This window comes from Lawsonibacter faecis, assembly GCF_014287675.1.
Lineage (GTDB): Bacteria > Bacillota > Clostridia > Oscillospirales > Oscillospiraceae > Pseudoflavonifractor > Pseudoflavonifractor faecis.
Genome location: NZ_JACOPQ010000009.1, coordinates 1 through 26487, shown reverse-complemented (window position 1 = coordinate 26487; position 26487 = coordinate 1). Strand labels below are relative to the sequence as shown.

General features: G+C 62.0%; 24 protein-coding genes and 1 other annotated feature. Of the genes, 16 read left to right on the top strand and 8 right to left on the bottom strand.

Annotated features, from left to right (window positions below; genetic code table 11):
- Positions 1–10: 10 nt before the first annotated feature.
- Together H8S62_RS11865 and H8S62_RS11860 are read right to left on the bottom strand one after the other, a co-directional pair.
- Complete coding sequence (locus tag H8S62_RS11865; protein WP_155148763.1) at positions 11–652, bottom strand: HAD family hydrolase; 642 nt, start codon at positions 650–652, stop codon at positions 11–13.
- Positions 649–1266 (bottom strand): DNA-3-methyladenine glycosylase, encoded by a 618-nt coding sequence (locus tag H8S62_RS11860; RefSeq protein WP_155148765.1) that lies wholly within the window; start codon positions 1264–1266, stop codon positions 649–651. The genes H8S62_RS11865 and H8S62_RS11860 overlap by 4 nt, the downstream gene beginning before the upstream one ends.
- Before the next feature lie 60 nt (positions 1267–1326).
- Here H8S62_RS11860 and H8S62_RS11855 point away from each other — a divergent pair, with 60 nt between their 5' ends.
- The 5 genes from H8S62_RS11855 (at position 1327) to H8S62_RS11835 (ending at position 6509) form a co-directional block, all read left to right on the top strand.
- Positions 1327–2232 (top strand): DMT family transporter, encoded by a 906-nt coding sequence (locus tag H8S62_RS11855; RefSeq protein WP_243255631.1) that lies wholly within the window; start codon positions 1327–1329, stop codon positions 2230–2232.
- 532 nt (positions 2233–2764) lie between these two features.
- Positions 2765–3811: an ABC transporter substrate-binding protein gene (locus H8S62_RS11850; RefSeq protein WP_186919505.1), complete on the top strand. Its 1047-nt coding sequence runs from the start codon at positions 2765–2767 to the stop codon at positions 3809–3811.
- Between the two features lie 151 nt (positions 3812–3962).
- Positions 3963–4871: an ABC transporter permease gene (locus tag H8S62_RS11845; protein WP_155148769.1), complete on the top strand. Its 909-nt coding sequence runs from the start codon at positions 3963–3965 to the stop codon at positions 4869–4871.
- Positions 4864–5664 carry an ATP-binding cassette domain-containing protein gene (locus tag H8S62_RS11840; protein ID WP_173023844.1) on the top strand — a complete coding sequence of 267 codons (801 nt, stop codon included), beginning with the start codon at positions 4864–4866 and terminating at the stop codon, positions 5662–5664. Before H8S62_RS11845 ends, H8S62_RS11840 begins: the two co-directional genes overlap by 8 nt.
- Positions 5665–5996: 332 nt before the next feature.
- Complete coding sequence (locus H8S62_RS11835; RefSeq protein ID WP_155148771.1) at positions 5997–6509, top strand: GNAT family N-acetyltransferase; 513 nt, start codon at positions 5997–5999, stop codon at positions 6507–6509.
- Positions 6510–6544: 35 nt separating this feature from the next.
- Here H8S62_RS11835 and H8S62_RS11830 read toward each other — a convergent pair whose 3' ends face one another.
- The 5 genes from H8S62_RS11830 to H8S62_RS11810 all read right to left on the bottom strand — a co-directional run bounded on the left by H8S62_RS11830 (position 6545) and on the right by H8S62_RS11810 (position 11504).
- On the bottom strand, positions 6545–7429 hold the full coding sequence (locus H8S62_RS11830) for a phosphotransferase family protein (RefSeq protein ID WP_155148773.1): 885 nt from the start codon (positions 7427–7429) through the stop codon (positions 6545–6547).
- Between the two features lie 46 nt (positions 7430–7475).
- Positions 7476–8912, bottom strand: coding sequence for a M20/M25/M40 family metallo-hydrolase (locus H8S62_RS11825; RefSeq protein WP_186919503.1), 1437 nt, complete (start codon positions 8910–8912; stop codon positions 7476–7478).
- 3 nt (positions 8913–8915) lie between these two features.
- A complete protein-coding gene (locus H8S62_RS11820) occupies positions 8916–10292 on the bottom strand; it encodes an MFS transporter (protein WP_341481059.1) in 1377 nt (458 codons plus the stop codon).
- A 66-nt stretch (positions 10293–10358) separates the two neighbouring features.
- Positions 10359–10991 (bottom strand): NUDIX hydrolase N-terminal domain-containing protein, encoded by a 633-nt coding sequence (locus H8S62_RS11815; RefSeq protein WP_186919499.1) that lies wholly within the window; start codon positions 10989–10991, stop codon positions 10359–10361.
- An 18-nt stretch (positions 10992–11009) separates the two neighbouring features.
- On the bottom strand, positions 11010–11504 hold the full coding sequence (locus tag H8S62_RS11810; protein WP_155148778.1) for an L-2-amino-thiazoline-4-carboxylic acid hydrolase: 495 nt from the start codon (positions 11502–11504) through the stop codon (positions 11010–11012).
- A 211-nt stretch (positions 11505–11715) separates the two neighbouring features.
- Positions 11716–11929, top strand: a binding site (T-box leader).
- 39 nt (positions 11930–11968) lie between these two features.
- Between H8S62_RS11810 and H8S62_RS11805 the strand changes: the two genes are divergently transcribed.
- The 9 genes from H8S62_RS11805 to H8S62_RS11765 all read left to right on the top strand — a co-directional run bounded on the left by H8S62_RS11805 (position 11969) and on the right by H8S62_RS11765 (position 22559).
- On the top strand, positions 11969–12586 hold the full coding sequence (locus H8S62_RS11805; protein WP_186919498.1) for a hypothetical protein: 618 nt from the start codon (positions 11969–11971) through the stop codon (positions 12584–12586).
- Positions 12587–12591: 5 nt separating this feature from the next.
- On the top strand, positions 12592–15225 hold the full coding sequence (locus H8S62_RS11800; protein WP_186919496.1) for a valine--tRNA ligase: 2634 nt from the start codon (positions 12592–12594) through the stop codon (positions 15223–15225).
- 754 nt (positions 15226–15979) lie between these two features.
- Positions 15980–17215, top strand: coding sequence for a hypothetical protein (locus H8S62_RS11795; RefSeq protein WP_186919494.1), 1236 nt, complete (start codon positions 15980–15982; stop codon positions 17213–17215).
- A 160-nt stretch (positions 17216–17375) separates the two neighbouring features.
- A complete protein-coding gene (locus tag H8S62_RS11790; RefSeq protein ID WP_155148783.1) occupies positions 17376–17684 on the top strand; it encodes an STAS domain-containing protein in 309 nt (102 codons plus the stop codon).
- A gap of 85 nt (positions 17685–17769) precedes the next feature.
- A complete protein-coding gene (gene spoIIAB, locus H8S62_RS11785) occupies positions 17770–18216 on the top strand; it encodes an anti-sigma F factor (protein ID WP_155148784.1) in 447 nt (148 codons plus the stop codon).
- Positions 18217–18218: 2 nt separating this feature from the next.
- Positions 18219–18923 (top strand): sigma-70 family RNA polymerase sigma factor, encoded by a 705-nt coding sequence (locus H8S62_RS11780; RefSeq protein ID WP_155148787.1) that lies wholly within the window; start codon positions 18219–18221, stop codon positions 18921–18923.
- Between the two features lie 302 nt (positions 18924–19225).
- Positions 19226–19429 (top strand): helix-turn-helix domain-containing protein, encoded by a 204-nt coding sequence (locus H8S62_RS11775; protein ID WP_155148789.1) that lies wholly within the window; start codon positions 19226–19228, stop codon positions 19427–19429.
- A complete protein-coding gene (locus tag H8S62_RS11770) occupies positions 19422–20372 on the top strand; it encodes a glycosyltransferase family 2 protein (protein ID WP_186919492.1) in 951 nt (316 codons plus the stop codon). The genes H8S62_RS11775 and H8S62_RS11770 overlap by 8 nt, the downstream gene beginning before the upstream one ends.
- Before the next feature lie 237 nt (positions 20373–20609).
- Positions 20610–22559, top strand: coding sequence for a copper amine oxidase N-terminal domain-containing protein (locus tag H8S62_RS11765; protein WP_186919491.1), 1950 nt, complete (start codon positions 20610–20612; stop codon positions 22557–22559).
- A gap of 161 nt (positions 22560–22720) precedes the next feature.
- Here the strand turns inward: H8S62_RS11765 and H8S62_RS11760 are convergent, their stop codons facing one another.
- A complete protein-coding gene (locus H8S62_RS11760) occupies positions 22721–23113 on the bottom strand; it encodes a nuclear transport factor 2 family protein (RefSeq protein ID WP_186919489.1) in 393 nt (130 codons plus the stop codon).
- A 185-nt stretch (positions 23114–23298) separates the two neighbouring features.
- Here H8S62_RS11760 and H8S62_RS11755 point away from each other — a divergent pair, with 185 nt between their 5' ends.
- Positions 23299–24186 carry a radical SAM protein gene (locus H8S62_RS11755; protein ID WP_186919488.1) on the top strand — a complete coding sequence of 296 codons (888 nt, stop codon included), beginning with the start codon at positions 23299–23301 and terminating at the stop codon, positions 24184–24186.
- A 73-nt stretch (positions 24187–24259) separates the two neighbouring features.
- Positions 24260–25960, top strand: coding sequence for a M3 family oligoendopeptidase (locus tag H8S62_RS11750; protein WP_186919486.1), 1701 nt, complete (start codon positions 24260–24262; stop codon positions 25958–25960).
- Positions 25961–26487 lie beyond the last annotated feature (527 nt).

Sequence of the window (26487 nt, the reverse complement as noted above, 5' to 3'; positions counted from 1 at the left end):
CGCAGCTCTGTTATGATAGCGGTTCATCCATCAATTCCCCAAAGTTCATGATGTACCTGTCGCTGACGGCGCGGATCTCCCCCTCGCTTCCGGCGAAAAAATCGTCGTGAACGCCCACGACCCGGATGCCCGCGGCCTTGGCCGCGGCGCAGTTGTCCGGCGCGTCCTCGTACAGGGTGCAGTCGGACGCGGTCACGCCGAGACGCGCGATCACGCTGTCAAAAAACCGGGGGTCCCGCTTCTCCATGCCGATGTCATGGGCGAAGACAATCTCCCTGAAAAGTCCCGTCAGGCCGTGGTGGGCCAGCACCGCCCGGCAGAGGTCGGGCACGCAGGCGGTGACGATGGCAAGGGGTTCCCCCTTCTGAAATTCCTGCTCCAGGTACTCCCTTGCAAAGGGCTTGAGGGGGATCTCGCCGGCGTAGGCCTGGCGGGCCATCTCCAGCCACTCGGCCATAATGTCCTCCGGGCTGTCCGGGAGCTGAAAATACTCCCTGGTGAATTTCGCCGCCGTGGGGAAAATGGCGTGGGCGACCCCGGCGCTGTACTCCGGAGTGTAGGAGAGCCCACGCTTCTCCAGAAAGGCCACGTCGATATCGATCCAGACCCCGTTGGAGTCGATGAGCGTGCCGTCCAAATCAAATAGCTTCAAATCCAAAACCTCCATGGAAAATCTGCGGCTTCCTCCGCGTAGTCGATGCCGATGCGCCTGCCCGTCCGGATGGAAAAGGGCGCGCCGTCTCCGGGGCAGGGGGGAAGCCCCAGGTCGGTGAGGCGCTCCACCACATAGAGCTCCCCGCCGGTCAGATCCAGGCCGTTTTCCTTTCTGGTGAGCGACATCCCCCTGCAGAGCTTTCCCGGCCCGTTGAGAAAGTTCTTCCGCTGGTAGGCGCTCATCTCCGCCATGCCGCACCCGTACCGGTTGCGGGCGATGCGCTCGCCGTGATGCCGGGCCTCCAGCGCCCGGATGAGCACCGCGCAGGGCTCGCCCTCGGGCTCCACCACGAAGTTCAGGCAGTCGTACATGCCGTAGATGAGGTAGATGTACGCCGTGCCCGGCGGGGCGAAGAGGGTCTCGGTCCGCTTGGTGCGCTTGTAGCCATAAGCATGACAGGCCTTATCAATACGCCCGATATACCCCTCGGTCTCCGTGATGCGGCAGACCAGCTTTTCGCCCTCCTGCACCCGCACCAGATATTTTCCCAGCAGATCCCGGGCCACCTCCAGCGTGGGCCGGTCATAAAAATCACGCAGTAATTTCGCCATACGTCCACCTCAACTGTACTGATGTTCTATCTTAACATACTTAAGGAGCCGAAACAACCCATGAGTGAGACCGTTATGCGCCGCATGGCAAAGCCCATGCTCTTCATCGCAGCCTTTATCTGGGGGTCCTCCTTCTTCATCATGAAGGGGGCCGTGGATAGTATCCCCGTTTTTTTCCTGCTCGCCATCCGGTTTACCGGCGGCGCGGCCCTGTTGGCCCTGCTCTGCTGGAAAAAGTGGAAGAACCTCACAGGGGACTACGTCTGGCGGGGCGCCGTGATGGGGGCGCTCCTCTTCCTGGCCTACTCCGTTCAGACCTTCGGACTGGCGGGGACCACCCCCTCCAAAAACGCCTTTCTGACGGCGGTGTACTGCGTCATCGTGCCCTTCCTCTACTGGCTGGTGGCGAAGAAGCGGCCCGATAAGTTCAATATTATGGCCGCCGTCCTCTGCGTGGCGGGGGTGGGCTTCGTCTCCCTCAACGGGGACTTCTCCATTACCTGGGGGGATGCGCTGACCCTCTGCTGCGCGATTTTCTACGCCAGCCACATCGTGGCGGTGGCCAAGGTCTCGCCGGGAAAGGACATCTACCTCCTCACCGTCTTCCAGTTTGCCTTTGCCGCGCTTTTCGCCTGGATTCTGGGCTTTCTCTTCCAAGAGCCGCCCCCGCTGAGCATCTTCAACACGGATATGGTGGTCCAGCTTCTCTACCTCACCGTCATGGCAACCACTGTGGCGCTCCTGTTCCAGAACGTGGGCCAATTCTGGTCCGAGCCCTCCTCCGCGGCGGTGATTCTCTCCCTGGAGTCGGTTTTCGGCGTGCTCTGCTCGGTGATTTTCTACGGCGACCCTGTGTCCCTCCAGCTGGTCGCCGGCTTTGTTCTGATTTTTGTGGCGGTCATCTGCTCGGAGACCAAATTCTCCTTCCTGCGGAAGAAGCCGGTCCCCGAGCCCAGCGAGGGCTGAAGCAGACCGCGCGGAGAGGCGGACTCAGTCCCGCCTCTCGGGCTGAACGCTTCCCGCAGGGTTCGGATAAGTCCGCAGGGAGCGGCCTTTGGGCCGCCCCTGCGGGGAGCGCCTTGAAATTTGTGGTTGACAAATGGAGGCGGCATACGTATAATGCATTACAACAAAGCAATACTTGAAACCGATGACGGAGAGAAGTAGCGGCCATAAGCGGATGCAAAGCGAGCCCCGGAGAGTGTGAGCGGGGTCTGAGGCGGGCGGTGAATGGACTTCGGAGGGCGGCTTGAACGGTCCCAGGACCCAGTAGATGCCGACGGGTTCCCACCCGTTATCCACCGGGCACGTATGATGGTACGTGAAGCGAGTGGGCGCGCAGGCGCCAATTTGGGTGGTATCGCAGAAGCGCAGTGCTTTTGTCCCAGGAATGGGATGAGGGCGCTTTTTTTGTTGCATTGGACCGCTTCCAAGCAAGGCCGCCGGCACCGGCCCCTCCATCCGCCGCCCAAAAATCAAACTAATGGAGGAAAACACCATGAAAAAGCTGAATCTCAAGAAAATCCTGTCCCTCTCCGCCGCAATGGCCCTGACCCTCTCCCTGGCCGCCTGTTCCGCCGCCCCTTCCGGCGGGGACGCCGCCAGCCCCAGCCCCTCCCAGAATGGGGGCGCGCAGGGCCAGGACGGCGGCGCGGGCTATAAAATCGCCGTGGTCCAGCAGCTGGACCACGCCTCCATGGACGAGATCCGCGAGGCTGTCGAGGCCGAGCTGGACGCCAAGGCGGCCGAGCTGGGCGTGAGCGTCACCTACCAGGATTTCAGCGGCCAGAACGACCCCACGCTCCTGAGCCAGATCGGCGCCCAGGTGGTGGCAGACGGCTATGACGCCATCATCCCCATCGGCACCCTGGCCGCCCAGCAGATGGTGGTGGCCGCCGAGAAGACCAAGACCCCCGTCGTTTACGCCGCCGTCAGCGACCCCGAGACCGGCGGCCTCACCGGCATCGACTACGTCACCGGCACCAGCGACGCGCTGAACACCCCCTTCATCCTGGACATGATGCTGGCGCTGAACCCGGACGTGAAGACCGTGGGCCTGCTCTACTCCAACTCTCAGGACAACAGCGTGGTGCCCATCGCCGACGCCAAGGAGTATCTGGACAGCAAGAACATCAGCTACGTGGAGAAGACCGGCAACACCAACGATGAGGTCATCGCCGCCGTCAACTCCATGCTGGACCAGGTGGACGCCGTCTTCACTCCGACCGACAATGTGGTCATGGCCGCCGAGCTGGCCATCGCCCCCATCCTGGCCGGCGCAGGCGTCCCCCACTACACCGGGGCCGACTCCTTCGTACGCAACGGCGCCTTCGCCACCAGCGGCGTGAACTACGGCGACCTGGGCGCCTATACCGCCGACATGACCCTGGACATCCTCCAGACCGGCGCCGTTCCCGAGTACCATGTGATGGACGGCGGCATCATCACCGTCAACACCGAGACCGCCGCCGCCCTGGGCGCGGACTACTCGGTCTTCTCCACCCTGGCTGGGCAGGTTGTTGAGGTGCAGACCACCGAGGAGTAATGAAACGAGGGTGAAAACGGAAAAAGCCGGCCTCAAAGCAGATAAGCGGCTGCGTGCTTTTACCTGCCGTTATTCACGTTAACTCCCGCATCTCCCGCCCCTGACTTTTGTCAGGGGCGGGAGATGCGTCTATGAAAGGAGCATCACCCCTATGCTTTACATCGTCCAGACCGCCCTGGAGGCCGGAGCGCTCTATGCCCCGGTGGCCCTGGCGCTCTTCCTGAGCTACTCCATTCTGGACATTGCCGACCTTACCACCGACGGCTCCTTTACCCTGGGCTGCGCCGTGTCAGCCATGGTCTGTCTGGCGGGGCACCCCATCCTGGCCATCCCCGCGGCCATGGCCGCCGCCGCCGCCGCGGGCTTCATCACCGCGTTCCTCCAGACCAAGCTGGCCGTGCCCTCCATACTGGCGGGCATCGTCACCAATATCGGCCTCTACACCGTCAACCTGATGGTTATGGGCTCCAGCAACCGCTCCATTTTCCGCAGGGAGACCATCTTCTCACTGGCGGAGGGCCTGGGCCTGGGCAGCGCCACCAAGCTGGTGGTCTGCGCCGTGGTGGTGCTGGCCATGTGCGCCGCCCTGGTGTGGTTCCTGGGCACCCGGCTGGGCCTCTCCATCCGGGCCACGGGGGACAATAAGGACATGGTCCGGGCCTCCTCCATCAATCCCAACTTCACCATCACCGTGGGCCTCTGCCTCGCCAACGCCATGACCGGCCTCTCCGGGGCGCTGGTGGTTCAGTCCACCTCCAGCGCCGACGTGAATATGGGCACCGGCATGGTAGTCATCGGTCTGGCCGCCCTGGTCATCGGCGAGACCCTCATCGGCAAGGGCTCCATGGTCCGCCGGGTGCTGGGCGTGCTGGCGGGCAGCATCATCTACCGCATCATCTATGCCGCCGCCCTCCGGGCCAACCTCCCCGCCGAGTACATGAAGCTGGTCTCCGCCATCATTGTGGGCGCGGCCATCGCCGCCCCCGCCATCAAGCGCTGGATCGGCTTTGAGAAGCAAAAGCACGCCGCCCTGGCCGAGAGGAGGGACCACCGTGCTTGACATCGTCAATATCTCCAAGACCTTCAACCCCGGCACCGTCAACGAGAAGAAGGCCCTCAGCGGCGTGAGCCTCCACATGGAGCGGGGGGACTTCGCAACCATCGTGGGCTCCAACGGCGCGGGCAAGTCCACCCTATTCAATGCCATCGCCGGTGGCTTCATCACCGACCAGGGCAGCATCTCCCTGGCCGGGCGGGACATCACCTACGAGGCGGAGTATCGCCGCAGCCGCCAGATGGGGCACCTCTTCCAGGACCCCATGCGGGGCACCGCGCCCCACATGACCATTGAGGAGAACATGGCCCTGGCCTACCTCCGTGCGGGCAAGAGCCAGCGGGCCTATTTCAGCCGGGTCAGCAAGGCGGACAAGGCCGCCTTCCGGGAGCAGCTCGCCCGGCTGGGCATGGGCCTGGAGGACCGGATGCGCCAGAGCGTGGGCCTGCTCTCCGGCGGACAGCGGCAGGCCCTGGCCCTGCTGATGGCCACCATGGTCCCCCCGGATCTCCTCCTCCTGGACGAGCACACCGCCGCCCTGGACCCGGAGACTGCCGACAAGGTGCTCACCCTCACCCGGGAGATTGTGGCGGGCGGAAACATCACCTGCCTCATGGTTACCCACAACATGAAAAACGCCCTGGAGCTGGGCAACCGCACCCTCATGATGGACTCCGGCCGCATCGTTCTGGACGTGGGCGGCGAGGCGCGGAAAAACATGACCGTGGAAGAACTGCTGGTTCAATTTAAGGAAAATGTGGGAAAAGGGCTGGATAACGACCGCATTTTGCTCTCATAACCCCCAAAAGCCCCCCAATATTGGTTCAATGTCATTTACTCAAGGGTTTCAGCGCGCCGTGTTTGAATGACAGATGAACGGGAAAGCACTGAATTGAATGACATTGAATATCAGCTTGGAGGGCTTTTTTATGTGGGTTTCATGGTAGGACTACAAAACTGCGCAGTATTGGACCCAAAGGGGCAGTCGGCGCTGCCAATATGGCGGGGCTGAACGCGGCGGCGGACCTGCATCCGCGTCGCCGCCGTCAGGTCTCCCGGCGATATTTCTCTGGTTCTGAAGAAGTCCGGGGGCAGCCTGGATGACTCAGCATAAAAAGAGGAGGCGTTCCCATGGAGTTGGAGACGCGCAGGCTCTTGCTGCGGCCCTTCCGGGCGGCAGACCTCCGGGACCTGCATGAGTACAGCAGCCAGCCCGGCGTGGGCGAGATGGCCGGGTGGCGGCACCACGGGTCGGTGGACGAATCCCGGCGGGTGCTGGAGAGATATCTGAGAAACCCGGACATCTTCGCCGTCGAGCACCGGGAGAGCGGGAAGGTGATCGGCCATATCGCCGCCCACCCGGACTCGGAAAACGGCAGGGCGGACACCAGGGAGCTGGGGTTTGTGCTGCACCGGGACTACCAGCGCCGGGGCCTGATGGCGGAGGCGGTGGGGAAGCTGCTTGAATACCTCCCCACCCGGGGCGTCAGACATATCTACGCCTGCTGCTTTCAGGAGAACGAGCCGTCCAGACGGCTGATTGAGAAATGCGGCTTTGTGCTGGAGGGGGAGGGGACGTACGACTCCAAATCGCTGGACCGGACCTTTCCGTCCTACGAATATGTCTACGAAGCACGGACGTAAAAAGAAGCCTCTGAACCAAGGTTCAGAGGCTTCTTTCATGAGCTGTGATCATATGTGGAGTACCATGCGGGAACTGTGGTTCGCATCCCGTCATACCAGGACAGCACCTCCCGGGCCTGCCGCAGCATGACCTCCACCTGCTCCTTTCCGAAGGACATGGCCCAGGGTACGGAGGATAGCGTGTTGCTGGCGATGTAGAAGGCCAGCAATGCGAAAAACGACTCCGGCGGCCTGCCGCCGAAATACCCCTCCAACTGTCCCACGGCGAAGGGCGGACAGGTCTGAGCGCACCACACGATGCGGTTGAACTCTTCCCAGGGGTCCCCGAAATCGAAGCGGTCAAAGTCTATAACCACCAGTGCGCCGCGTTCCAGCATCATATTTCCAATGTGATAGTCGCCGTGCTGAAAGCACTGGGGCCGGTTTCGCAGCAGCTCACGGTTGGACTCCAGGTAGGAGATCAGCTTTTCTCCCCCCTCGTATTTCACCGGGCAATCGCGGTACATGCGTATCTTGGCTGTATACTTGCGGCAGAAGCGGGTATACCAATTCTCCTGCCCGGCGGGGGCGGGGATGGAGTGGATATTCTTTAAAATCTTTCCCGACACCGCCCCTAAGGCGTACTGTTCGGCCCTGGGCAGATGCAAAACCGCGTCTTCCGCGTCCACGCCGTCTATCCAGTGATACAGGGAATAGACCCCCTCCCGGCAGACGCCGAACTCCACCGGGCGGCATATGGGAATCCCCAGCGCATCCGCCTGCCTCAGCATGGTAAACAGGGAGTTTATGGACTCATACCGCTCCGGCGCTGAAATGCGGAGCAGATACTTTACCCCGTCCTCTTTCGTGACACAGTATTTCCGGTCCTTAGACCAACCTCTGGTAATCGGGACCCTGGCGGCAAAGTGCAGTTGCGTCATAAGCCGTCCTTACCTCCTGCGTTCAGCCGTATTTCCGCCCGCCGCGTTACATGAGATGCGCCAGGAGGTACTTGTAAAAGACCACCGCGTCGGCCAGGGCCTTGACGTCCAGATTCTCGTTTCTTCCGTGGACGCTGGCGAACTGATCCGGCGTCAGATCGATGGGTGCAAAGCGGAGGACCGAGCGGCACAGGGCGGAGAAGTGCCGGGCGTCGGTACCCGCCGGGAGGAGGAAGGGCGCGCAGGCGCACTGGGGGAAGACGGCCGCTGCGCACTCCTTTACGTATGCCAGTGCGGGACTGCTCAAATCGGCGGGGGCGTGGTACTCGTACTCGCCGCCCCGCTCCACCGTTACGCCGTATCTCCCGGCGGCGGCCTCGAAGGCCGCTAGATCGGCCTTCAAGTCCTCCTCCCGCACACAGCGGAGGAAGGCCTCGGCGCTGCAGGCTTGTGCCTTCGCCGAGCCCTCCACGCTGTTGAACGCGCAGAGGGTGCCCACCATGGCGCCGGCCTGGGGATTCAGCCTGGGCATGAGCTTGAGAAGCAGGGGGGAGAAGCACCAGAGGTTGGCGAAAACGAGCCGCAGCGGGAAGCACATATAGGGGCAGAGCTGGGTAAACATGGCCCGCACCTCGGGGTAGAGCCTGCGCCGGAAGGGAGGCCGGGCAGACATCTCGATCATAAACTTCGCCATTCGCATAACGGGGGTGTCGCTCCTGCCCGCCAGTCCGCCGTGGGACGCGGACTCCTCCGCCCTGCAGCCGAGGGAGCAGCGGCCCTTCTCGTGGACGGCGATCATGGCGCATTTTTGGGAGATACCCGGCATGGGCGGGGCGATGACCGCGCCCCCCTCGTCCAGAATGAAGTCGAAGGTCACGCCCTTTTCCTGAAAATATTTTACGGCCAGGGGGATGCCGTCCCCGGCGATCTCCTCGTTGTGAGAGGAGGCCAGGTAAAAATCACAGGGGGGCGTCCATCCCTCCGCGAGCAGCTCCTCCACGGCCTGGAGCTCGGCGTACAGCGGCCCCTTGGTGTCCACCGCGCCCCGGCCCCAAACCGCCCCGTCCGCCACCTCGCCGGAGAAGGGGGGATGGTCCCACGCCCCGGCGTCGCCTGCCTCGGCCACATCGTGGTGGCTCATGAGCATCACCGCCCGGGCGCCGTCCGCGCCGGGAATGCGGTACACCCAGCAGTCCTCCCCGAATACCCGATACTCCGCGCGGGCGTGGAACCGGGGGAAGAGTGCGCGCACCGTGTCCCGGAGTTTGGCAAATTCCGTGTCGTCATACTCCCCCCTGTGGGAGACGGTGGCGCAGGCGATCATCCGTCCCAGCCCATGGGCGTACCCGTCCCGGATGTTCTCCGGGACGGGGGGCTGTCCGCTTCCCGGCCTGGGGCGGCGAAGCCCCGCCCGCAGAGCGTTGAAGACAAGCGTCAGCAGGAAGAGGGCGGCCAGGGCCAAAACGGTCCATATTGCGATCACGGCTTAATTCCCCTCCTTCCTCCCGGCGCGGTGGGCGCGGATGACGCCCAGCACCTCCCGCTCGTTATAGCGGAGAAACGCGATGATGGCCCCCAGGCAGAATAGTCCGCCCGCCACGGCGGTGAGCTTGAGACCCAGACGGCCGATGTTCTCCCCCGCAGCCGCCCCGATGACCGTGAGGGAGGGGACGATCATAATGGCCAGGGAGGTGCCCAGCTTGGTGATAAAGCTCTTGGCGGCGCTGAAAATGCCCTCCTGGTTCACGCCGGTGGTGATGGTGTCGTACTGGATGACGTCGGCCATCATGGAGTGGGGCAGGATGTTGAGCACCGCGAAGGGGAAGGAGACGAAGACCGCGAAGATGAGGGCCATCACCATGGGGCTGCCGGGGAGCGCGTCGCTGAAGCAGATGGCGAACTCCGCCAGCGTGAAGACGGCGCAGCCCAGCAGGATGGGCAGCCGCTTACCCCTGCGCTTGGCCCAGCGGTTGATCAGGGGGTAGAGCAGGAGGGACCCGGCGATGGAGACGGCCAGAATGGCCACCGAGGCCTCCTCCGGCAGACCCATGAGGCTGGTGACGTAGTACATAATACAGGCCTGGAAGAAGGACATCCCCGTCCCCTCCAGGAGCTGCCCCAGGGTCACGGCCCGGAAGTGCCTGTTGGCAAAGGCGTGCCTGATGGATTCCTTGAGGGAGACGGTGGGCTGGACCGAGCGGACGTAATCCTTCTCCTTTATCGTGAAGACGGGCACCAGCAGCAGGATAATCCCCACCGCCGTGAAGAGGGCGAAGGTGCACCGCCAGGCCCACACCGGGGGCAGCCCGGCCTTCTTGAGGCCGCTGACAATGAGGGGGGTGACGTATCCCACCGCGCTGCCGGTGACGAAGAAGAAGGAGCGCATGGTGTAGGCGTTGACCCGCTGGCCCTCGGCGGGGATCATCTCGGGGAGAAGGGCCTCCTGGGGGACCATGTAAAGGGTGTAGAAGAGGTAGTAGGCCCAGAGGAACACGGCCAGCCAGAGGTTGTTGACCATCCCGGGCGCACTCTGGGGCACACAAAAAATGAGCAGGGCCGAGAGGCCGAAGGGCACCGCAGCCCATTTCATAAAGGGGATGCGGCGGCCGTCGGGGCTGCGGCTCTTGTCGCTGAGGGAGGCCACCAGCGGATCGGTGACGGCGTCGAAGACATGGCCGATGGCCTTCACGAAGCCCACCACCGTCAGGACGCCCAGAATCACCGTGCCCTGGGTGATGAGGGTGGGCAAGCCCGATTCTCTGGAGGGCTGATAGAAATAGATGAGGTAGTTGTTCAGCATGGCGGTAAAGAGGCCCACGGCAAACTGGGGCAGGCAGTAGGCGGCGATGGTCCGGTTGGTCACGGTTTTCAAGGCGTATGTACTCCTTCTGTTTAGCTTTGGTCCGGGTGCGGAGGGAGAGAGCCTGGGTCAATCAAACAAAGTCTCCCAACGGGGGCTTTCAAATGCATCGAAGCACATCCGGATTTGCGCCCTTGTGCATTTCTCTTCGGCGAGAAGGGGGAGATCATCCATGGAGAAGTAACCGGTTTCAGTGGTCTCGATGTTTTTGGTAAAGCGCCCGCCCAAGGTGTCGCAGAGGACGAATACCTTGCACACCCCGTAGGCGTAGGGCGGCGTATTGTGCTTGTTTCTGTCCTGAACGGCAATGAGTTTCACCGGCTTTACCTCCAGGCCGGACTCTTCCCTGACCTCCTTCACCGTGTTGGAGCCGACCGACTCCAGCACGTCCACCCAACCCCCGGGCAGGGACCATGTGCCGTTGTTCTCGTGGACAAGTAAAATTCTTCCCTCCTGAAAGACGGCGGCCCTTGTATCCAGCTTCGGTGTTTGATACCCGCTCTCACTGCAGAAGATTTCCTTGACCTTATCGGTGGGAATACCCGTTTTATAGCTCAGCATTTCCGACGAGATGTTCCTGAGCTGCTTATACCGCTCGGCGTCATACGGGTCCTTCGTATAAGTAAGCCCACATTGCGCAAGACTCTGAATTTCGATGGCCCACCTCAGCCAGGGCTCCTGCAGCAGAATTTCATTGTCCATTTTATCCTCCGGAATCGTCTATTTCTTGTGGTAGCGCAGATGGCAGATGTCGTCGCCGTTTGCAATGGTCTTGGGCAGGTCCAGCTCGCAGCCGTAAGCCTCGCCGATGCCCCGGTCGCCGCACATGGCGATGTCGCAGAGCATACTAATCTCCTCGTCGGAGCAGCCGGCCTTCTGCCAGGCCTTCACCAGGGGGCAGTAGTGGAAGTGGAGCTCCAGCTCGTCGTCGGTGGAATGGATGACCTTCATCTCGAACATCCACTGGGCGGGCTTGGTGAAGAGGGTTTTGCGCAGGCCCTTGAGACTGTCGGTGCCCCCCTCCCTGACCAGGTGCCTCCCCTGGCCCAGGCCGCAGCGCCTGATGGCGGCGGAGCCGAAGTCCCTGGGGTTCAGCCCCCGCTTTCGGCCCTCGTCGCAGAGAAGGTAGAGCCACGCGGCCCGCTGCTCCAGCTGGCCCCGGACGGCGGTGACCAGGGGGAATTGATTCCTGGCCTCGTTTTTGATCTTCGACATATGTTCCCGCTCCTTTCAACATATCGCTTCCATTGTAACAGATTGGGCGGAGGTTGTCACCCGGGCAGAATAGCCGCGCTGCCCGGGCGTCATTGGGCCGTCCTGTGCCCGGCGTTCACCGCATGGAGGGTCTTGCGATAAAAATAGGGTCCATTTTGTCTTTCCCTTGACAATTGGCGTACAAGTGGATATACTAAGTAGCACTATCAAGCGAAAAGCGACGATGGGAAGGAGTACACGCCCCGCAAGGCGCAGAGAGGAGCCGGTTGGTGAAAGGCTTCCCGAGGGGGTGCGTGGAAGGTGGTCCCGGAGCTTCGGTCCCGAATGGGAGTAAGGACCGGCGGCAAGCCCCCGTTATGGGCGTTGAGCGCGGGCAGTCTCTGCCCGAACCCAGGTGGTACCACGGACTTTTGTTCGCCCTGAGCCGAGAGGCTCAGGGCGTTTTTTGTCGGGAGGAGTGCACTGTGGAGCTGTTTCTATTTGAAGGCACCCAGTCGCAGTTTGAGCGCGCTGAGGAGCAATCCGCGCTGATTCCCTACGTGCGGGACTTCAAGGCGGAATGTGTCGGCTATACGGTTTTTTTCTGCTTGAGTCTTACGGGCCTGTTGGTCGGGCTTATGGTGGGTGATATGAGACTGACCGTGGTCACCGCCATTTTGGCGGCAGTATGTGTCTGCTCCATGTGGTATGTATGGAGCGGCCTTTCCGTGAGGAACAGGCTGAAGTGGCTGCGCTACAGCGGCCTGACACCGTCGGAGCAGCGGCACAGGCAGATTCAGACGATGGTCTTTGAAGGAGACCTCTGCCACTTAAAAATAGACGGAACTGAACTCGGTACCTGGGACTGTCGGAAACTGTGCAAGGTGGAGGAGAGCGAGCGGATATTCCTGCTCCACAGCAGGATGGAGATTGGGTTTTCCGCTCCTAAGGGGCAGGCGGGGCTGGTATTGCCAAAGGCCTGCCTCACGGATGGACGGGAGGCGGAATTCAGAGCTTATCTGCTGAATTACTGCAGGAAAAAGAAGATCAGATTTTATAAACTGGAGAGCAGGCGTCTGCAAAGTATGCTGAAACAGGAGTGATACCAATGAACAGAGAACTTTCCAAAACATACGAACCCCAGGAGGTCGAAAGCCGCATCTACGGGATGTGGGAGAGAAACGGCTGCTTTGAGGGCCGCCGGGACCCGGACAAGAAGCCCTTTACCATCGTGATGCCGCCGCCCAACGTCACCGGCCAGCTCCACATGGGCCACGCCATGGACTGCACCATGCAGGACATCCTCATCCGCTTCAAGCGGATGGAGGGCTACGCCGCGCTGTGGGTCCCCGGCACCGACCACGCGGGCATCGCCACCCAGATTAAGGTGGAGGAGGCCCTGCGCACCGAGGAGGGCCTCACCCGCCACGACCTGGGCCGGGACAAGTTCCTGGAGCGGGTCTGGGACTGGAAGGCCAAGTACGGCGGGAGAATCGTGGAGCAGCAGAAGAAGCTGGGCGCGTCCTGCGACTGGTCCCGGGCGCGCTTCACCATGGACGAGGGCCTCTCCGCCGCGGTCCGCCACGTCTTTGTGGAGATGTACAATAAGGGCCTCATCTACAAGGGCAGCCGCATCATCAACTGGTGCCCCCACTGCACCACCGCCCTCTCCGACGCGGAGGTGGAGTATAAGGAGAAGCCCGGCCACTTCTGGCATCTCAAATACCCCATCAAGGGCGAGCCGGGCCGCTATGTCATCGTGGCCACCACCCGGCCCGAGACCATGCTGGGCGACACCGGCGTGGCCGTGAATCCCAATGACGACCGCTACAGGGACCTGGTGGGCAAGACCTGCATACTGCCCCTGATGGACAAGGAGATCCCCATCGTGGCCGACGAGTACGTGGACATGGAGTTCGGCACCGGCTGCGTGAAGATGACCCCCGCCCACGACCCCAACGACTTCGAGGTGGGAGTGCGCCACAACCTGGAATCCATCCGCGTCCTGGACGACAGCGGCAAAATCAACGAGAACGGCGGCAAATATCAGGGCATGGACCGCTATGAGGCCCGCAAGGCCATCGTGGCCGATCTGGATGCCTTGGGCCTCCTGGAAAAAATCACCGAGCATACCCACAACGTGGGCACCTGCTACCGCTGCGGAACCGATGTGGAGCCCCTCATCTCCGCCCAGTGGTTCGTCAAGATGGAGCCCCTGGCGAAGGAAGCGCTCCGGGTGGTCAACGACGGGGAGGTCAAGTTCGTCCCCGACCGCTTCTCCAAGATCTACACAAACTGGATGGAGAACGTCCATGATTGGTGCATCTCCCGCCAGCTCTGGTGGGGCCACCGCATCCCCGCCTGGACCTGCGACGATTGCGGGCGCATGACGGTCTCTGAGACCGATCCCACTGAGTGCGATCACTGCCGCAGCACGCATATCCACCAGGAGGAGGACGTGCTGGACACTTGGTTCTCCTCCGCCCTCTGGCCCTTCTCCACCCTGGGCTGGCCCGATGAGAACGCCGAGGACTACCAGTATTTCTACCCCACCGACGTCCTCGTCACCGCCTACGACATCATCTTCTTCTGGGTGGCCCGGATGATTTTCTCCGGCTGCGAGCACACCAAGAAGCCCCCCTTCCACACTGTCTTCATCCACGGCATCATCCGGGATGAGAAGGGCCGCAAGATGAGTAAATCCCTGGGCAACGGCATCGATCCCCTGGTGATCGCCGAGCAGTACGGCGCGGACGCCCTGCGCTTCAACCTGGTCACCGGCAACTCTCCCGGAAATGACATGCGCTTCCTTCCCGAGAAGTGCGAGGCCATGCGCAATTTCGCCAACAAGATTTGGAACGCCTCCCGCTTTCTGATGATGAACCTGACCATCGACAAGTGCGAGCTTCCTTCTGCCCTGGAGCTGGAGGACAAGTGGATTCTCTCCAAGCTCAACAGCGTGATTCCAGAGATCACCGAGAACATGGACAAGTACGAGCTGGGCGTGGCCGCCCAGAAGGTCTACGACTTTATCTGGGACTCCTACTGCGACTGGTATATTGAGCTGTGTAAGTCACGCCTCCAGGGCGGGGATGAGGCGGCCAAGGTCCAGGCCCAGCAGGTCCTGTGCTACGTCCTCACCGAGATGCTCAAGCTCCTCCACCCCTTCATGCCCTTTATCACCGAGGAGATCTGGCAGGCCCTCCCCCACGAGGGGGAGTACCTCATGCTCCAAAAGTGGCCTGAGTACCGCGCGGAGCTCAGCTTCCCCGAGGAGAAGCGGGCTATGGAGCTGGTTATGGAGGCCATCTCCGCCGTCCGCACAAGGAGGGCGGAGATGAACGTGCCCCCCTCCAAGAAGGCCCGCCTCACCGTGGTTACCGACCAGACGGCCGTCTTCGAGCTTGGGATTCCCTTCCTGAAGCGCCTGGCCTATGCCGACGCGGTGGAGATTGTGACCGAGGCCCCTTCGGATGCGGGCGCCATGGTCTCCGCCGTGACTCACGAGGCCCGGATGTTCATGCCCATGAGCGACCTGGTGGACATGGAGAAGGAGAAGGCCCGTATGGAGAAGGAACTGGGCAAAAACAAGGCCGAGCTGGAAAAGCTGGAGACCAAGCTGCAAAACCCCGGCTTTATCAATAAGGCCCCTGCCAATGTGGTGGCGGCGGAGCAGGAGCGCGCGGAGAAGCTCAAGAGCCTGATTGCGAAGCTGGAGGAACAGCTCAGCGTATTGGCCTGAGTCCGCCGCCACCTCGCGGCGGGTGCCGCGGTCCAAGCGTTTTGGACTCCGAGAGGCCAAAACCTTGATGCCGGGCGGATTTACTCCGCCCGTGCAGATTAGATTAATTGGGGTCCCCGCGAAATGATGATTTCGCGGGGAGGCGGAGCAGGAGCGCGCGGAGAAGCTCAAGAGCCTGATTGCGAAGCTGGAGGAACAGCTGAGCGCCATGTAATCAATGGATAATCAACACGAAGAGAGGCCGCCGGATATCCGGCGGCCTCTCTTCGTGTGCGCCGGGCGCACACGGGACAGCCAATGGCGCACCCGCGTATCCTTTCCTTTTCCCCAAATGGGGCGGACATCGCTCCGCTCCATAAGACTGTTATTATTTGTCACCTCCATGGGGTGGTTTTGTAGCCGCTTGAGCGTTTATCATAAAAAGACGGGGACGCCGGCTGGAACTGGAATACGGATTGAACAAAAGTTCACAAAATATGCTTGCTCTTTTAACAGTATGCGTATATGATAGCACACTGTACGATCGCGTCAAGCGAGAAGTTGAGCCCTTCATACTGCGCTTATTGTCCGGCTTACTGATGAAAACCGGCAAGGATGGGTACAATTGCGCATAGGGTGTATCTGATAAGTCCGAGCGACCCGCCGCTCTGCGATAAAACGGCGTATATGACGCTCCGCTTGAGATTCGAATCACCCCGGTTTTTCAGACAACTCCGGGATTGGAAAAAGCTCTGCCCAGATGGAGGTGGCGGCGATGAAAAAACGAACCGCTTTCCTGTTGATACTGCTTCTGCTGACCCTCTCCGGCTGCCGGGTGCAGCCCGGCGGCGCGGACAATACCGCGGTGCCCTCCGTGTCCTCCCTGCCCACGCCGGTCTCCACCGGGCCGACAGCGGCCCAAACCGCCTCGCCCGGCCCGGTGGAGACCAATTCCGCCGTTTCCCCGTCCCCCACCGGAACGGCGGGCGGGGAAGCACCTCCCGCCGAGCCGTCTCCCACGCCCTCACCATCCGACGCCGGGAGCGATACGGAGCGGTACGAGGCCGCGCTGGCCTGGTGCGAGGCGAACCGGGGCGGATTTTCCAACTATGACCTGTATGCCTTGGACCGCAGCTACTGGTTCGCGGACTATGCCCCCGGTGTGACGGCGGTGGCCTATGAGGGCGGGAACGCCTGGTTTTATGAGGACCCCTCCGGCGCCGTGACCCCCGCCGAGGCGGCGGATATCCTCTTCCAGTACGCCGGGGCCTGCTTCCCCTCCCAGGAGCCGGAGGACTGGGCCGCCCAGAAGGAGCGCATCGCCCGCCGGGCTGCCGCGCAGACGGAGGGGGGCGGCGAGGCCGCGGAGCGGTATCTGGCGGAGGAGCTCTCCGCCGACCCCGGCTATTTTGTGGGCTTGGGGGAGGATATGTGGCTGTGCGGCGTGGCCCCCCAGGACGATCTGAGCGTGGGCTGGTACGTGCTGATGAAGCAGGGAAACGTCTACCGCCTCCAGCACGACCGCGCGTTCACGGCCTACGCCCAGTCCCCCGAGGCCCGGATCCGGATTCAGCTCGACCGCGCGCTGGAGGCGTGGAACTGGTTCGCGGGCATGACCCTTCCCAGCGTGTTTGAGGACGAGATCCACCCGGAGGACAGCCAGTGGACATATTACCGGGTGGAGTACCCCGGCATCTCCACGATGCTGGAGCTGCGCACCTATCTGAAAACCCTCTTCTCCGACGAAATTGTGGATAATCTGCTCGCCGAAGACAGCCTCTACCGGGAGTTTGACGGCGTGCTCTATGTGACTCCGCTGGACGCGGGGTATCCCGCTTTCTACGGTACGGAGCAGGTGCAGCGGCTGAGCGATACCAAGCTAAACTACCATATGGAGGGTTCCCTCGTCTATGGCGATCCCTCCACAGCCCCGGTTCCCGTTGTTCTGGACTTCCCCTACGAGCTTGTGGGGGATAAGTGGGTCTTTACGGAATTTTCGTGGCCGGGTTAGCGCATTCGACAAAAACTGAATCGGAAATGGGCTATAATCGCCGTATACCAGAAAATGGTATACGGCGATTTTTTATCATCCTGCGCGTCCCCGGAAAAGGGCGATGCGCGCGAAAAACGGTGCGGAGCACTGTTTTTCAGTTTCATAGGGGGGACAAGCTATGGCAGTGACCTGTACCGGCGCGGACCGGGAAATGGTTTTGACAATATCCGGTGAGGTGGATCACCACGGCGCGGGGGAGATTATGCGGGAGATGGACCGTCAGGTGGACGCCCAGCTTCCCAGGCGTCTGGCGCTGGATCTCTCCGGCGTCACCTTCATGGACAGCTCCGGCATCGCGGTGATACTGCGGGCCTTCCGCCGCGTGGGAGAGCTGGGCGGCCAGATGACCGTGCGCAACGTGCCGGCCCAGGCGGGCAAGGTGCTTCGGGCCGCTGGCCTGGAGCGCATCGTGAAATTTGAGTCGTAGCGCGGCCGTCCGGGGCGGACGCCGCGCCGCAGTCAGAGCGCAGGGCAGGGGCGCCGCCCCTGCCGCCATATAAGGAGGACTACATATGAAACCCGTCAATGAAGCCGCCATTACCTTTCTCAGCCGCTCGGCCAACGAGGGCTTCGCCCGGACGGCGGCCGCCTGCTTCGCCGCCCAGCTGGACCCCACCCTGGATGAGGTGAACGACGTAAAGACCGCCGTCAGCGAGGCGGTGACCAACGCCATTGTCCACGCCTACCCGGACACCCTGGGCAAGGTGTCCATGAAGCTGCGGATTTTTGCGGACAATGTACTGGAGATCGTCATCCGCGATTGGGGCGTGGGCATTGAGGACGTGGACCGCGCCAGGGAGCCACTCTTCACCACCGGAGACGAGCAGCGCTCCGGCATGGGCTTCACCATTATGGAGAGCTTTATGGACAACCTGCGGGTCCGCTCCGTACCCGGAAAGGGGACCACCGTTACCATGCGCCGGCGCATCTCCCGCCGCCTGAGCGGCGGGGCGGTGTAACCATGCCGGATACCCTGTCCCTGCTGGACGCGGCCCGGCAGGGGGACAACGACGCCTGTGAGCGGATGATGGAGGAGAACGCGGGCCTCATCTGGAGCATTGTGCGCCGGTACTACGGCCGGGGCGTGGACCCCGACGACCTCTATCAGCTCGGCTGCATGGGCTTTCTCAAGGCGGTCCGGGGCTTCGACCCCGCTTTCGGCTGTCAGTTTTCCACCTATGCCGTGCCCAAAATAGCCGGCGAAATCCGCCGCTTCCTCCGGGATGACGGCGCGGTGAAGGTGAGCCGGGGCCTTAAGGAGCGGGCGGGCAGCATCCGCACCGCCCGGGACCGGCTCCAGGCGGAGCTGGGGCGGGAGCCGTCCCTCTCAGAGCTCTCGGAGGAGACCGGTCTGGAGGTGGAGGAGATCGCCGCCGCAGAGGAGGCCAACGCCCCGGTGGCCTCCCTCCAGATGGAGACCGGGGACGGCTTCACCCTTGAGAGCGTCCTGGGCACCGAGGGCATGGAGGATGGCATTGTGGAGCGGGTGGCCCTCCGGGCCGCCATCGACGACCTGCCCGAGCGGGAGCGGAGCGTGGTGCTCCTGCGGTATTTCAAAAACCTGACCCAGGACAGGACCGCCCGTGTTCTGGGAGTCAGCCAGGTCCAGGTCTCCCGCATTGAGAAAAAGGCCATGGAGCACCTGCGGCGAAAGCTGGAGGAGTAGCGCCGCCGCAGGCCGCCCCGGCAGTGTTCTGCGCTCCGCCCCTTCGCCCTGCCGCAGCGCCGCTGTGACCCGTCCGTGTGCGGCGAGCCATCCAATCGTTTCCCAGGCCGCCCTGTGGGCGGCCTTTTTTATTCCCGGGGGAATTCGTCCAGCGCGCCCACAAGTCCCCGCACTCCTTTTCCAGGCGGCGGTACTCCTCGTCGGCGCCGAGGATTTCCCCGCACAGGCAAAAGCAGATAGCTAAAAGCTATTGATGAAAAGGGTATTGCTATCAGCTATAATAGCGGTAAGAGGTGAAACATATGACCGACTATAAGACATTAATCCGGGAAACACGGGTAAAAAAGGGGATTAGCCAGGGGACGCTGGCGAAGCTGGTGGAGGTCTCCCAGCCCTTTATTGCAGAGATCGAAAGCGGACGTAAAAAACCCTCCCTCGATGTGCTGATACGCATCTGCGGGGCGTTGGAAATCCCGATGTTTGGAGGAAAATCAAAGGATGAATGACATACTCTATATCGTCGTCCCGTGCTACAACGAGGAGGAGGTCCTGCCCGAGACCTCCAAGCGCCTGAAGGCCAAGATGGAGAGCCTGGTGGGCGCGGGCAAAATCTCCAGGGACAGCAGAATCATGTTCGTCAACGACGGCTCCAGGGACCGCACCTGGGAGCTGATTGCCCAACTTCACGCCGCCGACCATATCTTTTCCGGCGTGAACCTGACCCGCAACCGGGGCCACCAGAACGCCCTGCTGGCGGGGCTGATGACGGCGAAGGACCTGTGCGACATGGCTATCTCCATGGATGCCGACCTTCAGGACGACGTGGATGCGGTGGACGCCATGGTGGACAAGTTCCATGCCGGGTGCGACATTGTCTACGGCGTGCGCTCCTCCCGTGAGAAGGACACCTTTTTCAAGCGCTTCACCGCAGAGGGCTTTTACCGGGTGATGAACTTTCTGGGTGCGGAGACCGTCTTCAACCACGCGGACTACCGCCTTCTGTCCCGCCGGGCCCTGGAGGGTCTCAGCGAGTTCAGGGAGGTCAATCTCTTCCTCCGGGGCATCGTACCCATGATCGGCTATACCACCACCACCGTGGAGTATGAGCGGGGAGAGCGCTTCGCCGGGGAGAGCAAGTACCCCCTCAAAAAGATGCTCTCCTTCGCCATGGAGGGCATCACGAGCCTCTCCACCAAGCCCATCCGGTATATCACCATGCTGGGCTTCCTGATTTTTATCATCGCCATCGCCATGCTGGTCTACTCCATCGTCCGCTGGGCCATGGGGCATACCATCCTGGGCTGGGCCAGCGTCATGTGCTCGGTCTGGGCCATCGGCGGGCTGATACTCCTCTCCCTGGGGGTCATCGGCGAGTATATCGGCAAGATCTATCTGGAGACCAAGGGCCGCCCCCGCTTCCTTATTGAGGACGTGCTGGACGAAAAATAGTGTAACGTTTCCCGGCTCAGAACCGATACTACCATGTAGGGCGCGCCGCCGCCCGCTCCACCCGGCCCGGCCTTTCAGGCCGGGCCTCCCGCTTTTCTGCGGAAGTTCCGCTGTACAGGCGCATTGCCGCTGCCGCTTCACAACCCGTCATGTGCACCACGCCGCAGGGCAGGGCTCCGCCCCTGCCGCCGTCCCCTCTGTCCGTTCCCGCTGTGTGCCAAATGGGAGGTAATTAATATGTATAAACGGATTTTCCCGCTGCTCCTGACCCTCGCCCTGCTTCTCTGTGCCTCTCCCGCCCTGGCGGCGGAGGGTGATGTGAATATCCTGACCAAAGACGGCCCTGTCTGGGTGGGAACACAGCGGGAGGCGGACACCCTGCGGCTGCTCTGGTCCAGCGACCGGGGAAAATCCTGGTACCTGGCCGACGGTTATGTTTACGACACCGGCCTCACGGATATTCAGGACGTTCAGTACACCGGCCGGGACTACTTTCTCACCGGCTACCAGTGCAAGTTCGCCTATACCTCCGATGACGGAAAGCTCTGGACGCAGATGAAAATCATTAATCAGCCGTGGTTTGAGGAGAACGCCGGCTATATCACCAACGGACTGTGCGGCGGAAGCTATCAGCTCCTCTGGACCGGGACCGAGTACCTGATGCGCCAGAGCATCCAGGGCGATCCCCGGCAGACCCACAATATGAGACCGCCCAACCCCCGCAACAGGCTGGTCACGGTTTTGGACGAGAATTATACGATCCTCAGCTCCGTGGCCTTTGACGGCGAGGTGCAGTCCATCCGCTATGAGAACGGTACGGGCTACGCCGCCGTGGACGGCGTGGAGCACAGCTTTACCCGTGCAGACTGGGAGAACAATTTCGAGGGGCCGGGTATTGTCTATCGGAGGTTCTACAGCGACGGGACTGTCATTCTTCAGCAGGAGGTCAACAGCCGCGGGATGGGACGGGGGCGCTGCTCCTATGACGGAGTCAACTGGACGCAGGTGCCCGACGGCGAGGAGGTGAGCTTCTCGGAGGGAACAACCGGCATGAGGGCCCATCCTTATTTTGCCTCCACCGGGCGGGGCTTCGTCCGGATAGGCGCATACCAGCGTGACAGCCTTGCCACGGTGGACGGCCTCCACTGGTTCAGCGTGGGCGACAGGGACTGGCTGCTGGAGAGCGCGGACTGCTGGACGAGCGTCTCGCTGGAGGGGAGGCGGGAGCTACAATTCGTCTGGACCGGCACGGAATATCTGGTCTGTCAGGATGTGGCGCACTTCGGCCCGGACCTGTACGCCGAGAGCGCTGCCAACACCAAGGTCTTCTTCCTGGATGAGAACTACGACCAGGTGAGGCAGTACGATTTTGGCAGCAAGGTCCTGCGGGTCGGGTGCCACGGCGGGATCTGCTACGCCCAGGTGCAGGCCACGGACCCGGACAGCGGCTTGTCCGCCCCGGCCGTCTTTGCCTCCGAGGACGGGGAGCGTTGGGAGGAGACCGATTTGGAGTCCATCCCGGTCGAGGCCGGCAGCCTCAAAAAACCGCCTCTGGAGGGCGGCGTGTATGCGGGCGGATACGTCCTGCGGCTGGAGGGCGGCAGTCTCCTGGTGAGCGACGACGGCGTTTACTTTACGCCGCTGGACACGATTCCCCCGTATCAGGATATTATTCCGGTGCCCTACGGCCGGATGGAAGCCTACCCTGGCCGGGACGGTATGCAGCTGCGTCTTATGGCCGTAGGCGGCGACGGTTCCAGCGTGTTGAATGAGAAGGAGGTTTCCTATATAAACGCCGATATAGACGCCGCCATTGCGGCGGCGTTCCCGGGGGACAGATGCTATGCCACCCTGGACGGGGCGTATATCTCCTTCGACGACCCGCCCTACGCCAAAAACCAGCGGGTGATGGTCCCTTTGCGCAATATCTCCGAGGCCCTGGGCTTCACGGTGGAGTGGGTGAATGAGGACGGCCGGGACCTTGCCGTATGCACTCGGGACGGCGTGACCGTCCGCGTGGAGATAGGCTCAGCAAGGGCCGAAGTGAACGGCGAGGCCTGCGCCCTGGAGGCCCCCAGCGAGGTGCTCCGCGGCCGCACCTACGTCCCCATCCGCTTCTTCTCCGAGCAATTCGGACTGGATGTGGACTGGGACCAGGACTCCTGTACCGTTTTGCTGAAACAGTAAAACCGACGGAATCAAATGAAAGCCCGCGTCAGAAGACGCGGGCTTTCATTTGATATTTAAATAAAGATAGGCCGCAGGATAAAAATGACCGCGCTGACGGCGGACGCGGTCCCAGGCCGATTGTTTTCACGCTGCAAACCGGATGCTGCGCCTCCTGTGGCTCAGCCCTCCATAACGTCGGCGATGACCCGGGTATCGGTGAACTGCTCGAAATTGACAATTTTACCGTCCTTCAACTTCCACACATGGGCCACACGGCAGCGAAACTCCTTCTGGGTCTTGCGGTTCTTGCCAAAGTACCAGCCGGTCATGAGCACGGTGTCCCCGCACTCCGCAAATTCCTCGGGCTGGCAGGCGAAGGGGTCCCAGGCCCGGCCCATGGGGTCGAAAACCTGCTCCAGCACCTCTCTGGGGCCGATGTAGGTGCCGCCGTAGGGCGCGCCCTCCATCTCGGTCCAGGAGCCGAACTCCGCCAGATCCGCCACCAGGCCGGGCATATCCCCGGCCTTCCCGCGCGCGTAGGATTTCTGCACGATCTCAAGATTTTTTCCCATATTGATGCTCCCTTCCTGTTTCCCCGGTGGACGGGGATGGTCTTTCTATTTATAAATGTGAGGCCCGCCGGGCAAAACAGATAGGAAAAAACGGAAGCGGAGAGAAGTGGCCGCCGAAAAAGTTTACGCCGGCCCGTCGATATGGTATCATAGAGTCATTGAATCAACCGCAGGGAGGGACGGCTGTGGAGTACATCCCCGCAAAGCATCTGGTCCTGCGCAATCAGTCCACCGCGTGGTTCGGGACCGACCACACCATGAATATCTATAAGGGGTGCTGCCACGGCTGCATCTATTGCGACAGCCGCAGCGAATGCTACGGCGTGGAGGAGTTCGACCGGGTGCGGGCCAAGGAGAACGCCCTGGCCATCATCCGGGACGACCTCCAGCGCAAGGTGAAGCCGGGCATCATCGGCACCGGCTCCATGTCCGACCCCTACAACCCCTTTGAAGAGGAGCTGAAGCTGACCCGGCATGCCCTGGAGCTAATCGATGCGTACCAGTTCGGCGTGGCCATCGCCACCAAGAGCGACCTCATCGTACGGGATATCGACTTACTGCAGTTTATCCGGGCCCACTCGCCGGTGATCTGCAAAATCACCGTTACCACCACGGACGACGCCCTGGCCGCGAAAATCGAGCCCCGGGCTCCGTCCCCCACCCGGCGGCTGGCGGCCGTCGGGGCGCTCTCCGACGCGGGCATTTTCGCGGGGGTCCTCCTCATGCCGGTGCTCCCCTTCCTGGAGGACAGCGTGGGCAGCGTCCTCGCAGTGGCGGAGGCGGCGGCGGAGGCGGGGGCAAAATTCGTCTACCCCGCCTTTGGCATGACCATGCGGGGCGGCCAGAGGAGTCACTTTCTGGCCCAGCTGGACCGGCTCTTTCCGGGGGAAAACCTGTCCGCCCGGTATCTCCGGCAGTACGGCGACCGCTACCGCTGTGCCAGTCCCAACGCCCGGCGCCTCTGGGAGCGCTTTTCCGCAAGGTGCGGGGAGCTGGGGCTGCTGTGCGAGATGAAGCACATCGTCTCCGCCTACCAGAAGGGCTACGGCGACAGGCAGCTGACGTTTTTCTGACGGCGGAGACGGCCGGATACTCCCGCCGTGCTGCGTATGCAAATTCATTTTTTTCACTGAAGGAGGAAACCATATGAAATTTTCCGAGATGCAGTATATCCGCCCGGATTTTGAGGCGGTCAGGGCCACGATTACGGCGTATACGGCGCAGCTGAAAGGCGCGGCGGATTTTGCCGCCGCCGACGCGGCGTTCCTGGGAATGCAGGCGGTGGAGAGCGCCCTGCTGACCGCCGACGCCATCTCCTATGTCCGCCACACCATCGACACCAGGGACGAGTTCTACGATGGGGAGGTCCGGCTGCTTGCCGAGCAGACGCCCCTGCTGAAGGAGGCGGAACAGGGCTGGCAGAAGGCGCTGCTCGCCTCCCCCTACCGGGGTGAGTTCGAGGCCAGGTACGGCGCGCTGATGTTCCTGGACCTGGAGATCGCGCTCAAGACCTTCGACCCCGCCATTGTGGCCGAGCTGCAGGAGGAGAACGCCCTGGTCATTGAGTACAACAACCTCATCGCCTCGGCCCAAATTCCCTTTGAGGGCGGTGTGTATACCCTCTCCCAGCTCACCCCCTTCAAGCAGGACCCCGACGATTCACGCCGCCGCGCGGCCTGGGAGGCCGAGGGCCGCTTCTATCAGGAGAAGGGGGAGGAGCTGGACGCCCTCTACGACCGGCTTGTGAAGGTCCGCACCGCCCAGGCGCGGAAGATGGGCTATGAGAACTATATTGAGCTGGGCTACTACCGCATGGGCCGAAACTGCTATACGCAGGGGGATGTGGAGAAGTTCCGCTCGGCGGTGGTGAAGTATCTGGTGCCCGTGGCGGACCGGGTGGTGCGCCTCCAGGCCGGGCGGCTGGGGAAGGAGTACCCTCTGAACTTCGCGGACAACGCCCTCTTCTACCGGGGCGGCAACGCCGCGCCCCGGGGAGACGCCGGGGATATCCTGGAGATGGGCCGGAAGTTCTACCATGAGCTGTCCCCCGAGACGGCGGAGTTTATCGACTTTATGCTGGAAAACGAGTTGATGGACGTGCTCTCCCGTACGGGCAAGTCCGGAGGCGGGTACTGCACCGAGATTCCCGACTACCAAAGTCCCTTTATCTTCGCCAACTTCAACGGCACTCAGGGGGACGTGGAGGTCATCACCCACGAGGCGGGCCACGCCTTCGCGGCTTACACTGCCCGGGATATGGTGCCCCTGGAGAACCGCAGCCCCACCCTGGAGTCCTGCGAGATCCACTCCATGTCCATGGAGTTTTTCGCCTGGCCCTGGGCGGAGGGCTTCTTCGGCCCCGACGCGGACAAATTCCGCTATAAGCACCTCTCCGACGCGCTGACCTTCATCCCCTACGGCACCATGGTGGACCACTTCCAGCACATCGTCTTTGAAAATCCCGACATGACTCCCGCCCGGCGGCACGGAATCTGGAAGGAACTGCTGGGAACTTACATGCCATGGATGAAGCTGGGTGAGATCCCCTTCTACGGCGACGCCCACGGCTGGCAGCGGCAGATGCATATCTACGAGCGGCCCTTCTACTATATCGACTACTGCCTGGCTCAGACGGCGGCGCTGGAGTTCTGGGCCGCCATGCAGGCCGACCGGGATTCAGCCTGGCGGCGCTACCTCGCCCTGGTGCGGCTGGCGGGTACCGAGACCTTCAACGGCCTGATGGCCTCCGCCGGACTGGACACACCCTTCGGCGACAATGCGCTGCGCACCGTGTCCGCCGCCGCGGTGGCCTGGCTGGAGTCGGTGGACCCGGCGAAATTAGTGTAAACAGTTTTGCCATCAAACGGCATGCCAAAAATTTTGCGCTCACAGAAAAATCGGCCGGACGCGTTTTTTCGCGTCCGGCCGTGCCTTTATGGGGCGGGAACTTGTGGCCAAAAGACGGGCCGCGGCTGCGTTAAGGGGTGGAAATGCCGCGTTCCGGGTGGAGTGTCCAAAAACCGGAAACGGTTGAAATACAATGGGTTCACGAAATTAAGCACAAAAATGAACGCTCAGAAACGAATTATATGTATAAATTACACAAGTAATTCTTGACATTACCCTAAGGGGAGGGTTTATGCTATGATTAGAAGGAACAGAGGACGGCAACCGATACCGGGCGGGGCCGGATGCGGGAAGCGCGGCGCCTGTCCGCGGAGGGAGCGGGCCGACTGACTGAACGGAGGAAAAGGCATGAAAGGCTTTGCAGAACATTTTGTGGACGACGGCAAGAACTTTGAGGTAAAGGACGCGGCGCTGGTCATAGTGGATATGCTCAACGACTTCTGCAAGGAGGGCGGGGCGATGGTCCT

Bases quoted from the DNA above. Each gene is read 5' to 3' on its own strand.
- H8S62_RS11860 (WP_155148765.1), bottom strand. From the start codon at position 1,266: ATGGCGAAATTACTGCGTGATTTTTATGACCGGCCCACGCTGGAGGTG.
- H8S62_RS11855 (WP_243255631.1), top strand. From the start codon at position 1,327: ATGAGTGAGACCGTTATGCGCCGCATGGCAAAGCCCATGCTCTTCATC.
- H8S62_RS11850 (WP_186919505.1), top strand. From the start codon at position 2,765: ATGAAAAAGCTGAATCTCAAGAAAATCCTGTCCCTCTCCGCCGCAATG.
- H8S62_RS11845 (WP_155148769.1), top strand. From the start codon at position 3,963: ATGCTTTACATCGTCCAGACCGCCCTGGAGGCCGGAGCGCTCTATGCC.
- H8S62_RS11835 (WP_155148771.1), top strand. From the start codon at position 5,997: ATGGAGTTGGAGACGCGCAGGCTCTTGCTGCGGCCCTTCCGGGCGGCA.
- H8S62_RS11830 (WP_155148773.1), bottom strand. From the start codon at position 7,429: ATGACGCAACTGCACTTTGCCGCCAGGGTCCCGATTACCAGAGGTTGG.
- H8S62_RS11815 (WP_186919499.1), bottom strand. From the start codon at position 10,991: ATGGACAATGAAATTCTGCTGCAGGAGCCCTGGCTGAGGTGGGCCATC.
- H8S62_RS11810 (WP_155148778.1), bottom strand. From the start codon at position 11,504: ATGTCGAAGATCAAAAACGAGGCCAGGAATCAATTCCCCCTGGTCACC.
- H8S62_RS11800 (WP_186919496.1), top strand. From the start codon at position 12,592: ATGAACAGAGAACTTTCCAAAACATACGAACCCCAGGAGGTCGAAAGC.
- H8S62_RS11795 (WP_186919494.1), top strand. From the start codon at position 15,980: ATGAAAAAACGAACCGCTTTCCTGTTGATACTGCTTCTGCTGACCCTC.
- H8S62_RS11790 (WP_155148783.1), top strand. From the start codon at position 17,376: ATGGCAGTGACCTGTACCGGCGCGGACCGGGAAATGGTTTTGACAATA.
- spoIIAB (WP_155148784.1), top strand. From the start codon at position 17,770: ATGAAACCCGTCAATGAAGCCGCCATTACCTTTCTCAGCCGCTCGGCC.
- H8S62_RS11780 (WP_155148787.1), top strand. From the start codon at position 18,219: ATGCCGGATACCCTGTCCCTGCTGGACGCGGCCCGGCAGGGGGACAAC.
- H8S62_RS11775 (WP_155148789.1), top strand. From the start codon at position 19,226: ATGACCGACTATAAGACATTAATCCGGGAAACACGGGTAAAAAAGGGG.
- H8S62_RS11770 (WP_186919492.1), top strand. From the start codon at position 19,422: ATGAATGACATACTCTATATCGTCGTCCCGTGCTACAACGAGGAGGAG.
- H8S62_RS11765 (WP_186919491.1), top strand. From the start codon at position 20,610: ATGTATAAACGGATTTTCCCGCTGCTCCTGACCCTCGCCCTGCTTCTC.
- H8S62_RS11760 (WP_186919489.1), bottom strand. From the start codon at position 23,113: ATGGGAAAAAATCTTGAGATCGTGCAGAAATCCTACGCGCGCGGGAAG.
- H8S62_RS11750 (WP_186919486.1), top strand. From the start codon at position 24,260: ATGAAATTTTCCGAGATGCAGTATATCCGCCCGGATTTTGAGGCGGTC.